This is a genomic window from Halomonas halocynthiae DSM 14573 (assembly GCF_000425725.1).
In the GTDB taxonomy this organism is placed as follows: Bacteria; Pseudomonadota; Gammaproteobacteria; order Pseudomonadales; family Halomonadaceae; genus Halomonas; species Halomonas halocynthiae.
Genome location: NZ_KE384440.1, coordinates 253,169 through 266,202, shown reverse-complemented (window position 1 = coordinate 266,202; position 13,034 = coordinate 253,169). Strand labels below are relative to the sequence as shown.

At 56.9% G+C, this 13,034-nt stretch carries 21 protein-coding genes; 12 read left to right on the top strand and 9 right to left on the bottom strand.

The genetic code is table 11. The features are described 5' to 3' along the window. Window positions 1–127: 127 nt before the first annotated feature. From H616_RS0110380 to H616_RS15255, 8 genes are read right to left on the bottom strand one after another with little or no spacing between them, the layout of a single operon-like run. Window positions 128–766 (bottom strand): hypothetical protein, encoded by a 639-nt coding sequence (locus H616_RS0110380; protein ID WP_156906450.1) that lies wholly within the window; start codon window positions 764–766, stop codon window positions 128–130. A 5-nt stretch (window positions 767–771) separates the two neighbouring features. Beyond that, window positions 772–1,296, bottom strand: coding sequence for a VRR-NUC domain-containing protein (locus H616_RS0110375; protein ID WP_240470577.1), 525 nt, complete (start codon window positions 1,294–1,296; stop codon window positions 772–774). Beyond that, window positions 1,293–1,577, bottom strand: coding sequence for a hypothetical protein (locus H616_RS0110370; RefSeq protein WP_027967303.1), 285 nt, complete (start codon window positions 1,575–1,577; stop codon window positions 1,293–1,295). Before H616_RS0110370 ends, H616_RS0110375 begins: the two co-directional genes overlap by 4 nt. Beyond that, entirely contained in the window at window positions 1,574–1,696 is a 123-nt protein-coding gene (locus tag H616_RS15760; protein ID WP_276195420.1) for a hypothetical protein, read from the bottom strand. The genes H616_RS0110370 and H616_RS15760 overlap by 4 nt, the downstream gene beginning before the upstream one ends. Beyond that, complete coding sequence (locus H616_RS0110360) at window positions 1,693–2,256, bottom strand: hypothetical protein (RefSeq protein ID WP_027967302.1); 564 nt, start codon at window positions 2,254–2,256, stop codon at window positions 1,693–1,695. Before H616_RS0110360 ends, H616_RS15760 begins: the two co-directional genes overlap by 4 nt. Beyond that, a complete protein-coding gene (locus tag H616_RS0110355) occupies window positions 2,256–2,558 on the bottom strand; it encodes a hypothetical protein (RefSeq protein ID WP_027967301.1) in 303 nt (100 codons plus the stop codon). Before H616_RS0110355 ends, H616_RS0110360 begins: the two co-directional genes overlap by 1 nt. A 2-nt stretch (window positions 2,559–2,560) precedes the next feature. After that, the gene (locus tag H616_RS14755; protein ID WP_051234216.1) at window positions 2,561–3,292 is read right to left on the bottom strand and encodes a hypothetical protein; all 732 of its coding nucleotides are present in this window, start codon (window positions 3,290–3,292) and stop codon (window positions 2,561–2,563) included. Then, the gene (locus H616_RS15255) at window positions 3,283–4,290 is read right to left on the bottom strand and encodes a helix-turn-helix domain-containing protein (RefSeq protein ID WP_051234214.1); all 1,008 of its coding nucleotides are present in this window, start codon (window positions 4,288–4,290) and stop codon (window positions 3,283–3,285) included. The genes H616_RS14755 and H616_RS15255 overlap by 10 nt, the downstream gene beginning before the upstream one ends. Window positions 4,291–4,517: 227 nt before the next feature. On the opposite strand from H616_RS15255, the gene H616_RS0110340 reads away from it, so the two are divergent. Continuing rightward, a complete protein-coding gene (locus tag H616_RS0110340) occupies window positions 4,518–5,015 on the top strand; it encodes a hypothetical protein (RefSeq protein ID WP_027967300.1) in 498 nt (165 codons plus the stop codon). Between the two features lie 83 nt (window positions 5,016–5,098). Here the strand turns inward: H616_RS0110340 and H616_RS0110335 are convergent, their stop codons facing one another. Beyond that, window positions 5,099–5,326 (bottom strand): helix-turn-helix domain-containing protein, encoded by a 228-nt coding sequence (locus H616_RS0110335; RefSeq protein ID WP_027967299.1) that lies wholly within the window; start codon window positions 5,324–5,326, stop codon window positions 5,099–5,101. Between the two features lie 105 nt (window positions 5,327–5,431). Between H616_RS0110335 and H616_RS15250 the strand changes: the two genes are divergently transcribed. The 11 genes from H616_RS15250 (at window position 5,432) to H616_RS0110280 (ending at window position 13,028) form a co-directional block, all read left to right on the top strand. Next, on the top strand, window positions 5,432–5,926 hold the full coding sequence (locus H616_RS15250; protein WP_169516162.1) for a hypothetical protein: 495 nt from the start codon (window positions 5,432–5,434) through the stop codon (window positions 5,924–5,926). Next, window positions 5,904–6,779 carry a protein kinase family protein gene (locus H616_RS14740; RefSeq protein ID WP_051234212.1) on the top strand — a complete coding sequence of 292 codons (876 nt, stop codon included), beginning with the start codon at window positions 5,904–5,906 and terminating at the stop codon, window positions 6,777–6,779. The genes H616_RS15250 and H616_RS14740 overlap by 23 nt, the downstream gene beginning before the upstream one ends. After that, complete coding sequence (locus H616_RS0110320; protein ID WP_027967297.1) at window positions 6,776–7,657, top strand: hypothetical protein; 882 nt, start codon at window positions 6,776–6,778, stop codon at window positions 7,655–7,657. Before H616_RS14740 ends, H616_RS0110320 begins: the two co-directional genes overlap by 4 nt. Before the next feature lie 97 nt (window positions 7,658–7,754). After that, window positions 7,755–8,156, top strand: a complete 402-nt coding sequence (locus tag H616_RS0110315) for a hypothetical protein (protein ID WP_027967296.1) — start codon at window positions 7,755–7,757, stop codon at window positions 8,154–8,156. Beyond that, window positions 8,140–8,592 carry a helix-turn-helix domain-containing protein gene (locus H616_RS0110310; protein ID WP_051234211.1) on the top strand — a complete coding sequence of 151 codons (453 nt, stop codon included), beginning with the start codon at window positions 8,140–8,142 and terminating at the stop codon, window positions 8,590–8,592. Before H616_RS0110315 ends, H616_RS0110310 begins: the two co-directional genes overlap by 17 nt. Then, on the top strand, window positions 8,589–9,005 hold the full coding sequence (locus H616_RS0110305; protein ID WP_027967294.1) for a DUF6941 family protein: 417 nt from the start codon (window positions 8,589–8,591) through the stop codon (window positions 9,003–9,005). The genes H616_RS0110310 and H616_RS0110305 overlap by 4 nt, the downstream gene beginning before the upstream one ends. Window positions 9,006–9,194: 189 nt before the next feature. Further along, entirely contained in the window at window positions 9,195–10,739 is a 1,545-nt protein-coding gene (locus H616_RS0110300; protein WP_027967293.1) for an SNIPE associated domain-containing protein, read from the top strand. Between the two features lie 159 nt (window positions 10,740–10,898). Further along, window positions 10,899–11,276, top strand: coding sequence for a helix-turn-helix domain-containing protein (locus H616_RS15245; protein ID WP_051234209.1), 378 nt, complete (start codon window positions 10,899–10,901; stop codon window positions 11,274–11,276). Further along, complete coding sequence (locus H616_RS0110290; RefSeq protein WP_027967292.1) at window positions 11,273–11,452, top strand: hypothetical protein; 180 nt, start codon at window positions 11,273–11,275, stop codon at window positions 11,450–11,452. The genes H616_RS15245 and H616_RS0110290 overlap by 4 nt, the downstream gene beginning before the upstream one ends. Window positions 11,453–11,576: 124 nt before the next feature. Then, window positions 11,577–11,906: a hypothetical protein gene (locus H616_RS0110285; protein WP_027967291.1), complete on the top strand. Its 330-nt coding sequence runs from the start codon at window positions 11,577–11,579 to the stop codon at window positions 11,904–11,906. 204 nt (window positions 11,907–12,110) lie between these two features. After that, window positions 12,111–13,028 (top strand): recombination-associated protein RdgC, encoded by a 918-nt coding sequence (locus H616_RS0110280; RefSeq protein WP_027967290.1) that lies wholly within the window; start codon window positions 12,111–12,113, stop codon window positions 13,026–13,028. Window positions 13,029–13,034 lie beyond the last annotated feature (6 nt).

The window sequence follows — 13,034 nt, the reverse complement described above, 5'->3', positions numbered from 1 at the left end:
GAAACGCAAAAGCCCCGCCGAGATAACCCGGCAGGGCTTTATGGTGTGTGGCGGCTAGCGACATTTAGCGCCAGCCTAAAAGCATAGTAGGACAACCGTGGAGCTAATACAACATATAGGTGCTGATTTATATCTTGGCCAAAAGCAACAGCTCTACCCTCGCCTGCTTTGCGGCATCCTTCACGGCCTGGCCGTTTCTAAACAGCGGAACAACGTGCTTTGTCTCTACTTGCTCGCGCCAGCCTGAATCATGCTTGATGGTGTCGTAGCACATCAGCGTATTGCCGTGCATGACGCCGGGAGAGAACCCCAGTCGCTGTGCATACAGGCCTGTATCAGCAGCTATCTGGTCGTAACTCTTACCCCAAGGGCCGGTGACACGCCGGTCTGTTTTTGCTGACTGAATAAGTGCCGCCAGCAGGTTACGGGGCTTGAGGCGTGCATATTCAAGGAACTGGCGTGCTTCTTCGTGGGCAGCATGGACGCGTATACCCCTATCGTAAGCCAACACTAGCGGATCGGCAGCGGCGGTGCCGCCACCTGGATGCTCTCCCAGCTTAGCGGTCGAACTGAACGGCTGGAAGCCTGGGTTCTCGTGTGCGTACCAAGTGCGGCGCTCCACCTCCATATCCAACACACGATCAACAAACACGCGGGCGGCTTCAGGATCGTGGTTTTCATGACACTGGCGCGCCAGCGCTTTCAGATCCTTGATCGGCATCTTCTGATAATCCTGCCCCATGCTCGTCTCCTGTCGCAGTGCCATACCCATCAACCCTTCCTCCATTCGGTACAGCTTTTCATAGGCACAACTGGCTCACGACCAGGACCATTCCAATTACCGGTATCCGTCCAGCTCGCATACTCACTTAGCACACGCTTAGCCTCTTCTAGCCCCACCGCCAACACAGCGCAATACCCGCGACTTTCTGCCAACGCCAGCCAATCATGCTGACTCTCAGCAAGGGCGGCGGTATGCGGTGGCGAGGCTTTAAATTCCATATACAGCCCAAACCAACCGCCACGCGCATCCATCACCACCAAGTCGCTAACACCCGCCTTTACACCCTGGCGCTTTAGGTCGCTGGCGGTTTTCTTGTTGCGCTGCCCACCGTTCGGCACGTGATACGTCAAATCGTAGAGCCGCCCCACCATCGTGCCGCGCTGGCGTTCGCCCAGTAGCCAGCGGATTAATAAAGCTTGTTCTTTGCCCTCCCAATCTACTGGGCGCTTGCGTGGCGCGCCGCTTTTGGTCAGCGCACGTGGGCGCCTGGGTTTCTGGATATTTAACGTCAAGCTGCACCCCCTGACCGCTGCTGGCGCTCCCAATTGCTATAATCGGAAATAATTTTGTCGAGCATTGCGCGTGCTGTGTCGTCATGATCCAGCTCAGCACGGCTTTTCACTCCACACGCGGCACGTAACCAATCCTCGCAATCTTCCTTGGTATGGGTGCCATCAGGCATCAAGCCATAAGCCATCTGATGGAAGCGACGACGACGATGGTCGAGATAGAGCGCAAAGCGTGGGTTCTGGCACAGCATCCCCGCACGGCGCGCTTGCAGTCCGCCTTTCATTGGCCACCCTCCCCGTTTTCGTCCATACCGCCCGTTGCCCAAAAGAAAAACGCCACTTCAACTACCAGTGTGAGCACAGCGCCAGCGCCTATCGCGGCCAAGAATTCGAGCCAGCTCATGACTCACCCCCAGCAGCTACCAACTGCTTACCCGTCTCGATCAGCCAGGCCAGATCCCGCCACGCTTCGGGATCGCCTGCTGAGTGGGCTTTCTCAGCCTGCGCCAGAAGCACCGCATTCATAGCAGCGCAACGGTTAAGCAGCTCATCAGGCAGTGGTGCGCCAATGCGCTCCACCGTGGAGCTGTACTCCTGAGCCTCTGCCTCACTATCAGCCGTTAGCTGCTTAAAGCAGTCGTTGCAGATATGTCCATATTGCTTTGCATCAAATTCGCAGAGCTCAATGGTGCACTTAAAACATGTTGGCTTTGGCTCGATGCTCTGATTGTGCAGCGATAACCGCGCGTCATTGACCGGTACCCAAACATCAGGCCCGACCCCCAGGGCAAGACGCCCACGGTTTTTCAGGGAATGCAGCACATCAACGATGCGCGCCTTCTGCTGGTACGTTGTCGCACCCATGCCCGCATAGATGATGGGGATCTTGGCGCCACGGTGGGTCTGGCGGTGCTCATCACAGATCAGCGCCAACACCTGGTGTTCGACGTTACTCAGCGTCATTAGATGCACTCCCCGATGGCTTTCCACCCCTTATCCGTCAGTGCCAGCCGCTGGCGGGCCGGTTTATCCTGAGTAGTACCTGTTACCTGAACCAGGTCCGCATCGAGCAGCTCACGACAACGGCCACACGCACTCGAAAGCGGAACGCCTGCTGCATCGGCAACTTCATTACGTGCCATCGGGCCAGCGGAAAAGGCATCCAGCACGCACTGACGGCTGGCGCATAACCGCCCGCTACGGCGGTGCTCCTTAAACGCGGCGTGCTTGACTTCATTGCCGCTGGGTTGAAATGCAGTATTCATGATTAACGACTCCCCATTGCAGCCAGCGGCGCGCCAGCTTGTTCCAACAGTTCACGACGGCGGGCTTCTTCCTGCTCACGCGCTTCGCGTCGGGCTTCGGCTTTCTGACCAACCGGCTGATTGATCAAGTCACTCAGCTGGCTAACCACCGCCTTACGCTGGCGCTTACCTTGCTCAGTGATCGGCTTATCTGGCGGTGGCAGTAGATTCGCCACTTTTGGCGCAGGCAGTTTTCCGGCATTGATGGCATCATTCATCACGATCTCGCGGCGCTGCGGGTCATGCCCCAGCGAAACCTGCCATTCAGGCTGACGCGCTTCGGCTTTAGCGCTGGCAAGCTCACGTTCATAAGCCGCCAAAAACGCCATGCGAGCTCCCACCTTGTCGCGACCATCCAGAACCGGCTTGGCCGCTGAAAACGCCCGGGCAATCTCTGGCGTCCACACCACGGTTTCCTGTTCGTCAGTGCTGTGCAGCGCCAGCGCCCATGCTTCGTTACCGCTCAAATGAGCGTTAGCACTTGGTAAGCGTTCAATGATCGCCGCCAAGGTCAGCTTGCCGTATAGCTCAGCACGGCAGCGGGCCAAGGCGCGGCGAATCTCATCAAACGGGTAAGCGCTCAGATCTTCAGCAATCAGCATCCCAGCGGATGGGCGCATTTCCTGGCCAAGCACCTCGGCAGTGGCGTACACCAGTTCCAGGACTTGCTCATGTTGCTCATTGGTCAGTGGCATGGTGATCCCTCCTGCTGGGCACGGCGCTGGCGCATCAGCGCCTTGGCCTGCTCCAGGTTGCTGAGATTGGATTGAGTGCTGTCGGCTTGACGGGCTTGCGCCTGCGTCACCTGACGCCCCGTGGTGCACTGCGTGGCAATGGCTTCGCAGTCAGCCAGCAGCAGCGACACGGCATGCACCTTGGCGAGATAAAACTGGTTGTTCATCTGCAGGTAGAACGCCGCCACTTTGGGCGCCAGCTCAACCCCCACGCGGTCGACCAATTGGCTCACCTGACCGGCGGTTTTCTGGTTCCACACCGGCCAGGTGCCGTAACGCTTGCGGTAAGCACAGGCGTAGTTGGCCCACGGTTTGAACGTCTTGGCTTTCGGGTCACGGGTTCCAGGCATGTCGGCAGGGATACGCGCCAGCAGATCAGCCCCCGATTCGTGAGCGCCAGCGGGTGACGGTTGAGGTTCGTCAGCGCCCAGGTAATCCCCCTCTGCTGCATCGGGGCTTGCCCCCGGTGCGAAAGAACTCTTACTGGACCCCTCTAACTGAACCCCTAAACCTGAACCCCTCTCTTCACGGTTTTCCGAATACCCCTCTTCGACATTTCGAATAGGGTTCGCCGCTTTTTCCGAATACCCCTCTTCGGTTTCTCGAATAGGGTTCTCACGATTTTCCGAACACCCCTCTTCGGTTTTCCGAATACCCGCGCCAGCCGTCTCAAGCGGGCGATTCATAAAAATCCGACGCTCGACAATCTGCTTGCCTTCACGTACCTGCTTAACCGTCACCCAACCCTTTTTCTTTAGGGAGCTGATCACCTCGGAAACACGGTTAGGCGATAGGCCAAAGAACTCGGCCAGCTTCTTGTTGGACTTGAAACATCCCTTTTGCGGGTGTTGCAGACTGTCAATCTCGATCAGCATCACTTTCTCTTGCAGTGATAGATCACGATTCAGCCATATCTCGGCGGGGATCCACACGCCGCGGAAGGCACGTTCTTCGCTCATGCTGCACCTCCATTAGCAAAGGGTGGGCGTTCATACGCCGCGCAGCGTAAGCTATAGGGTGCGAACCAAAGGCCCACACAGCGCAACGGAGAACGCCCATGAAAAACACGAATTCGAGAAAACACAGCCTGAATGGCGGCGACGGAGATCGGCGGACTTACACACCGCCACTGAGAACACCGCCTCCACCGCCGCCAGAAAGGCCTAATCAGTAGCGAGGCAGCACAATGACAAAGCAGCACACCCCAGCCGCCAGAACGGACGAGCGCACCCTTTACGAAGCCCAAGGAGACGCCAAGTACTCGGTTCGCTACATGATCCTGCAGGAGCGCTTCTACAAACGGCTGGCCGGGCTTTTCAAGTTCACCAGCCTGTTCGCAGGCAGTGCCGCATTCGCGGGTTTTATCGCATCCACGCCGCTGATTACTGGCATCAGTGGCCTGTTGATCACGGCGAGCACAGTGCTCGACTTCGTCATCTACCCTGAACGAAAAGCTCGACAGTGCATCGACGCCAGGCGGGAGTATCAGGCGCTTTTGAACGAAGCCGAGAGCCTTGATCTCACCAGCTTCGATAGCCGCGCCCTTCAGATCGCCATGCGGGAAGCGCCGAACATTGAGAGCCTTCGAGTGCCGGCCTACAACGACTCGGTAAAGGAGCGCGGAAGGACGGACTACATCCAGCCCCTGACTTGGCGAGAGAGGTTTATGAAAAGCATTGCCTGAATAGCTGTACATATTCCCACCTGTACATCCACACACGCCCGCCGTGGCCGATGCGAAACGAGCGGGCCGCTTATAGACTGAATTCATGGCTGCACCACCTGCATGTCTGCGAAGAGGTCAGGGCGAAGGGATCGGCGCGTCAGAGCCCCACCAGAAGCTCGCTCCAGACGCTTAGCCATCGATGCGCTTGGCTGGCGCTCATACACCAGCACCTGTCGGAGATATTCCGGCGTGGTCCCGGCATGCTTAGCGATGCGCTCCCGGTCGCTGTCAGATAGCGATTTCCAGTAGTCGCGATGGGGTGTGCTCATCTTCTCTGCGCCCTCAAAAGTACCATTTAGATACATATTATATCGAGGAGACATGTACCGTAAAGGTTCTGTACCTTTGCAGTACAGTTGACGTCAAATATGCTTATGAAAGAAATTGCACAAATTCGCTTGGAGAACGCGCGAACGCTTGCTGAACAGGCTGGCGGAACCACTCAATTTGCAGCCCGAGTGGATCGCGAGCCCACACAAATGAGTCGCATCATGGGTGCGAACCCGACCAAGAACATCGGCAGCCGAATGGCTCGCCACATTGAGTCGTGCTTTAACAAGCCCAGCGGCTGGATGGACTACGATCACGACACGCGCATTGATACAAACGCTCACAGCAGCAACCATCAAGCCGAACAATGGGCCCAGGATCTGGCGCTACTGGCCTCGCCGCGCTCTGAGAAGGCGCTGCAGCATATTGCCGAGGCAGCCCGTGAAGGCCGCCTGACCGAAGATGACCTGCTACTACTGGAACGCATAGCAAAACGCATTGCCGCCACACCACCCACCAACAAGCCTTCCCCACAGAACAAGAGGCACGAACGGCTCAAGAAAAAGTTGGAAAACGATGATTCACCTACTGACACATGAGCACTGGGTGGGTCAGCTTCCCGCACCAGAGCACACCGGCATTAGCCCCATCTTCAAAGCCCGCTTGAAAATAGAAGGCGAATCACGACGCTGCTACGTCAAACCGCTGCCTGACATGATCGAGTGCGGAACAGAAGTGCTCGATAACCAGGAGGTCGTCAGTGAGGCGCTAGGCTATATACTGGCTAAATACTGCGGCCTGCCAGTGCCACATACCGCGGGGATTATCGTGCTGCCGCGCGATTACATTCCAGCAGACGTGCTGCAGCACGCCGACAGCGTGACGCCCCAAGGCAAACGCCAGGAAGTATTCATTGCCTGGTTCAGTGAAGACATGCGCACCCCCAATCTCATACAGCATCATATGAACGGGGCAAGTGAGGAACTTCAGAGCCGCCTTGTTCAGCGAATCTCTCGCTACCTAGCGAAGCACGACCAAGCGCCAGCCATCGCCTCGTTCGACGAATGGACACTCAACTCCGATCGCCACCCCGGCAACCTGCTGCAAAGCCGCGATGGCCAGCTCATGCTGATTGATCATGGCCGCTTATTCATTGGCCCCAGCTGGAAGCCCAGCCAGCTCGCGAACTCCCCGCCCACTTGCACCAACCGGCTAATCGGCTTCATAGAAAAAAACGACCCCTCCTGGAGTAGACGGCTACCGACGCAAAGCCAGCGCCATGTCGCCTATAATGGGTTTAACGTCTACTTTCAAGATAGTGGAGAAAAAGCAGCCCGCGAAACGCTTGCCCGCCTGATGATGGAAGAAGACGACATTGGGCGCGTGGTAAGCTTCCTGTCCAGCCGGCTTCAACCGGAACACTACCGCACAGCAATAGGCACCTTGCTATGAACGTGGCCCGCAAGCTCAGACAGGCACTTTCTGCCCCCCAGGAAACGCCGGCAGTGTCCGGACACTGGCGCACTATCAGCCTGTGCCTGGACGACACCGCCTGCGAGTTCCTTAACGTTGGGGTGATGTTCAGCCATGCCGGGCAGGTCGAGATCCGCATGCTGGACACCTTCGACCGCCTACAGTGCCTTTACGACCAGCGCGTAGACCAGCGCATGGTTGAGCACCTCCTGCTGGACATCGAGGCCACCCTAGTCGACACACACGGAGAGGTTGGTAGTCAGCTCAGTGACACCATTCGCCTCGGGCAACCGCTACATGCCGCCGGCGAGAGCGCCGAATCGCTTGTTGATGAATTCTTCGCCGATGTGGTGACGCTGGCGCGCCCTGGGACAGAGCGCGAGCCCGCACGCTTCAAGTACCGCTCTACTCACAAGCTTCGGTATACCCTGCTACAGCTGATGACCGAACGCATGGGGCTGCGCGCCAGCCACATCATCCAGGAGCGCCCCTACCGGCTGACAATGCCCACCAGTCACACTGTTGATATTGACGTGCCGCTGCTCTCTTCAGAGGCCGTGGGCTCGATCGCCTCCGCCTGGTACAAGAGCCCGATCGTGGTTGAGAACAACATTCTGCAAGCGCACTCCGACCTCAGCCTAATAACCAGCCAAACCAAGCGACGCGCCTCGCTTTCTGTCTTGCTACCCGGCAAGGACTGCGGCCTCAGTGCCAAAGAACACGCCCGTATCAACGAGGCTGCCAGCGAGAAACTGCAGCGCCTGCAGCATGCCGGCGTTTCTGTGCTGCGTGACGACACCACCGCAGGCCTGGCTGAGCAAACTATCGAATGGTGGCAGCAGCACGGGGCGGCATGACCCCCGGCGACGCTGTAGTGGGCGGGTTATCCGAAGTGATGCTTGCCAGTTTGGCTAGCCTTGAGCTAAATTGACCACATATACCTAGGTAGATATAATGCTGCAGCTTTTCATCCATATAGATGCACAGCAGGATTTGGAAGATTTATGGGAGCATGACGAAGATGCCGCAGCCTACATCGAGGCTATGCTGGAGGAGATAAAGGGTGACCAGCGTCTTTTAGATGACCTGCTGATTCATGATTTAGGAAAATATAAGCTACCAGGCCAGCAATACAGCGTTAGCAAATGGTTGAGATTATGGAATAGAGGCAAGGATCTATGGCGCCTGAAGGCATGGGAGCTTGAAGACTCAGGTAAAAAATGGCGCGTAGTATATGCCTATATTCCAAGCCAAGCTGCACATTACGTGCTAGCAATAGCTCCAAGGGAGTTCAACTATGACACAGACCACCCAATATCGCAGCGGATCCTGGCCGCCTATGACGACATATACTAGCGCCGGCCTGGGTGGCCACAAATCACCATCTAGCCGCCTCGCGAAGAAGGTGTATGACTTTGAGTATCATCTAGACAGCAAGCGCGCGCAGGCACCTGGGTGCGCCACCTCCATTCAAGATGTTGTGGCTAATTCTGAGAAAAACCCCAGAAAAAAAGCCGCCCTTGAAAGAGCGCGCGCAAGAATTGCTGACCAGGTGTCGCGGGGTGATGGCGATACCGTCAAATCATTGCGGCTTAGAAAAGGCTGGTCGCAGACCACGCTAAGCACCCTTCTCGGCACCAGTCAGTCTCACGTTGCCAGAATTGAACGAGGCTCTGAGAATGTGACCTGGGAAACAATGCGTAAGCTCTGCGATACACTAGATGTGGACATGAACACCATAGATACCATGCTGCAGCGCCAGCGCAGCGCATTTGAGAGCTCACAGAAATGACCCGCAGCCTATTCAATATTTTTTGTGACGATATTCGCCAAGAAGTCGGGGATAAGCTGACATTTGTGGGTGTCTATTCGAACAACCTACAGGTAGAGCAACTTCCAGCCACCCTTCCAAAGCTGTGCTTGTCTGTTTTCTGTACGTTTGATCGAGCCCGACCAATTAAGCACATGTCGATAGATGTTTTGTTGGGCGAAACCACAATCGCTCAAACAGAGATTGAGCCGGACCGCTTCGGTGAAAGTGACAGCTGGCTGGAAGAGTCTCCAGGCGTTATTCAAGGCAACCTCATTTTCTCACCACTGAATATTACTGAGCCTTGCGTTATATCGCTTGTCGTAACAGCCGACGGAGAGCCCCTGCAGTCGATCCCTTTGGATATCACTCAAGCGCCCGCACCAACTGAATAAGCCACCCTAGCTATTATCTCTTCCCCCGCCCTCGGGGGCGGGGTTTTGTGCTTGTTCGATACAACCCTTCTCCCCGCTTCACCCCACCCACCGGGTCGCGCACTCCATCGCCAACGTCTTACATAAAGTCATGCCCCTCTATGGCACAATAGTTCTTTCAACAACACAAGTTCACATAAGGGGAGCGCCATGCCTGAGGGCACTATTGTCCTACTGATCATAGCTATCTTGGCTTTTTCCGGCTGGATAATGACTCTAGTCTATTGGCGCAAAGCTAAGCAAAAAGACAAGGATCTTGACCAACTACAAGCATCTACAGAGCACCTTTGGCAATATGAAAAAGTTCATGACGCCGATGAATATGCTAAGGAGCTCAAGCAGCGCGCTGAGGAAATAAAGCAGCATGCCGAACAATATGCCAAGAAATTATTGGCCAAGGCAAAACTGGCAGCAGATGATGTGCGCTCCGAGGCTGAGCACGAGAAACGGCGTATCATTAGCGAAGGCCGCGCCCAAGGGAAAAATGCCCGAGAGAAAGCCGAGGCAGTGGTCGCGCTGGCTGATGAGCAGGCTCGCAAAATCATTGACGATGCCCGCCGACAGGCAGAAGAAACCGCCGGTAACGCACTTAAAGCCGTAGAAGATGCTAAGCACTACGAACAGACCGCCAAGGCTATGCGCAACATTATCGAAGGCTACCGTGACGACTACATCGTACCCAATATCAGCCTACTCGATGATTTGGCCGAAGATTTCTCCCATAAGGACGCCGGCGAAAAGCTCAAGCAAGCGAGAAAGCACAGCCGTGACATGGCCAAGAACAACCGAGCCGGTGACTGCGATTACGTTGAGCGTGTACGGCGCCAGCATGCCATTCAGTTCGCCGTCGATGCCTTCAATGGCAAGGTCGACTCCATCCTCTCCAAGGTCAAGCACGACAACTACGGCAAGCTACACCAGGCGATCCTCGATGCCTTCGCCGTGGTGAACCACAACGGCAAGGCCTTCAAGGATGCCCGCATCACCGACCTCTACCTGCAGGCGCGGCTGGAAGAGCTGAAGTGGGCGACTGCCACCATGGAGCTGCGCCGCATAGAGCAGGAAGAACAGCGCGAAATACGCGAGCAAATGCGCGAAGAAGAGCGAGCCCGGCGTGAGATGGAGAAAGCCATCAAACAGTCCGAAAAGGAAGAGCGCATTCTGGCCAAAGCTATGGCAGAAGCCCGCAAGCAGTTCGAAAGCGCTAACGAGGAAGAGCGCGCTGAATACCAGGCCCGTTTGGCAGAACTGGAGCAACAGCTCGAAGAATCCAGTGCGCGTGGTCAGCGTGCGCTATCCATGGCCCAGCAAACTAAGCGCGGGCATGTGTATATCATTTCCAACATCGGCTCATTCGGTGAGGGCGTATTCAAGATTGGCATGACTCGCCGGCTTGAGCCACAAGATCGCGTGCGGGAGCTGGGCGATGCCAGCGTGCCTTTCGCGTTCGACGTACACGCGATGATCTACTCCGAAGATGCCCCCACCCTGGAGCGCGAGCTGCATCGCCAGTTCGCTGAGCACCAGGTTAACCGCATCAATCCCCGAAAGGAGTTCTTCAGAGTGCCGCTGACAGAGGTCCGCGAGGCAATTGAGGAAGATCAGCTCGAAGTGCACTGGACCATGGCCGCCGAAGCTTGGGAGTATCGTGAGTCCAAAGCAATTGCCGAGCGCCAGCTGGAATCGGTTTCCTAACCCGCCAGCCCCTTCCCCACCACCCGCCCATCGAGGCGGGTTTTTTGTTCCGGAATTCCCTTGCCTTCACGCATGTACCAAAAAGGTCAAACTACTATTGACTATGTACCATTTAGGTACTTTAATAAGGGCACAACATCGAACCCAAGGGATGCCGACATGCACACAATCACCCAAGGGAGGTGGCAGGCCAAGGTCAATGCCGAACGCGGCGGGCCGGGCTTCACCTTCAACGAAGCCAACGACATGATGCTGCTGGCCGAAGGAAACACCTTCAAGGAGATTGGCCGCGCCACTCAGCGCTCACCCGAAACCGTCAAAGACAGCCTGGGGCGCGCAAAGCACAAGCTTCGCGTCTACCGCGCCGCTGGTGCCGTAGCCGAAGCCCTGCGCCGTGGCTGGATCGCCCCGCTGCTGCTGGCGCTGCTGGTCACCGACCTGGGCAACACCACCGCCGCACGAGTACGCCAACCCATGCGCACCCGCCCCACCGCAGGCGCCAGCGCCCGCACCGCACGCCGCGAGGTGATGTTATGAGTAACTGGAGCAACCCCGTCCTGGCTATCGCCCAGGCAGCAACAGACCACATAGGCCCCGTGCTGGCGCCGATTGCAGGAACCATCGGCACCTTTATCGGCATGACGGTGATCGTGCTGGCCGGCATCGTAGTAACAAACCTCATGGAGAAGCGGCATGAACGTACAAGCCATTGAGGGGCGCGCTCAACAACGCACCAGCGTCAAGATAATCACAGGGCCAGAGCGCCGGCCAGAGCCGACAAAAGGCCAGGATTCCTGAAGAGCAGAGCTTCTGCATACAAATCATGAGATTTCCACGATGACAATTTCCTCACCGTTATCTGCCCTAGAGAGAAAGCTCCACGACGATCTAGTGAGAAACAGAATCCACACCATTACCAACATGGTGCTAGAGCTAAGCCCCAGCGCTGACAAGGAGGCGTCGTTAACCATAGACGCCAAGGCCGGAACACTGGTCGTGAAGCTGCGCCCCGAGGTGTGGCGAACGACCCAAACAGGGCCAGAGTGCTGTTTCACAGGGCTGGACGCCTTGTGGCAACTAGACAGCCTAGCGCGCTGGCTGAGCGAACGGGCGCCAGAGGTCGAGTACCACCCACCCCCTTGTCTAATTAGCGATAGTAAAAATTAGGCAGGTGCTGAATAGCCCAGGGGCAGGTGGCGCATATAACAGGCTCAGTGCGCGGCAGCCCGTATATCCCCCCGCCACCCCGTTGCATGACGGGGCGCGGTCACCGCTTCACGCGGCAGGGTTGAGCGCGCACCGGCAGCCGCACGTAACGCGGCGCTGAACAATAATCGCAGTAGCCATCCTCTGCGCAGAAAGGAGAAAACCATGTGGTTCAAAAACCTGTTCATTTACCGCCTACACGGTGCCGCACAAATTGACGCCGGCGAGCTGTCTAAAGCACTGGAAAGCCAGGCGATGCGGCCGCTTCACGGCAACGAGTCGCGCCGTATGGGCTGGGTTCCGCCAGCTGGCAGATGCTCGTCACAGGTGCTTCATGAGCTTCAAGGCCACCGATTGATGACCGCCGTGCGGAAGGAGAGGATTTTGCCCTCATCGGTCGTCAATGAAGAGCTGGCTGACCGCTCAGGTGCCATCGAGGCATCGGAAAACCGGAAGCTGATGCGCCGCGAGAAGGCGGCCATAAAAGAGCAGGTTTACGAAGAGCTGCTACCCCGCGCGTTCGTGCGGCGACAATCGTCAGATGTTTGGTGGGACACCGAGCGCCAGCTGATAGCCATCAACACCGGCAGCCGCACGCGCGCCGAGGAAGTGCTCGACCTGCTACGGGAAACGCTGGGCAGCTTGAAAGTGACGCCGCTCAGCAGCCAGACATTGCCGATGCGGGCCATGACGACGTGGCTTATCGACCCAGCATCACGCCCCGCTGACATGCAAATAGGTGACAGCGTTGTGCTGAAAGATAAAGGCGATGACGGCGTGTTGCGAGGTCGTCAGCTCGACCTCGATAGCGACGAGATGCATCAGCACTTAGAGGTTGGGCGGCAAGCGTCGCAGCTGGCATTGAGTATCGAGGGCCAGATTTCATTTGTGCTTCACGATGATCTAGCACTCAAGTCGCTGCGCTTCGATGACGCCGTGATCGATAAGGCGAACGATGCCGACGACGGCGACGATCAGGTGGCGCGCATTGAAACAGACTTCTTTCTGATGGCGCAGGCACTCCGCGCCAGCATCGAGCAGCTGATCGAGTGGCTCGACGGCGAGGCGGAACAATGCACATAGCAAGAA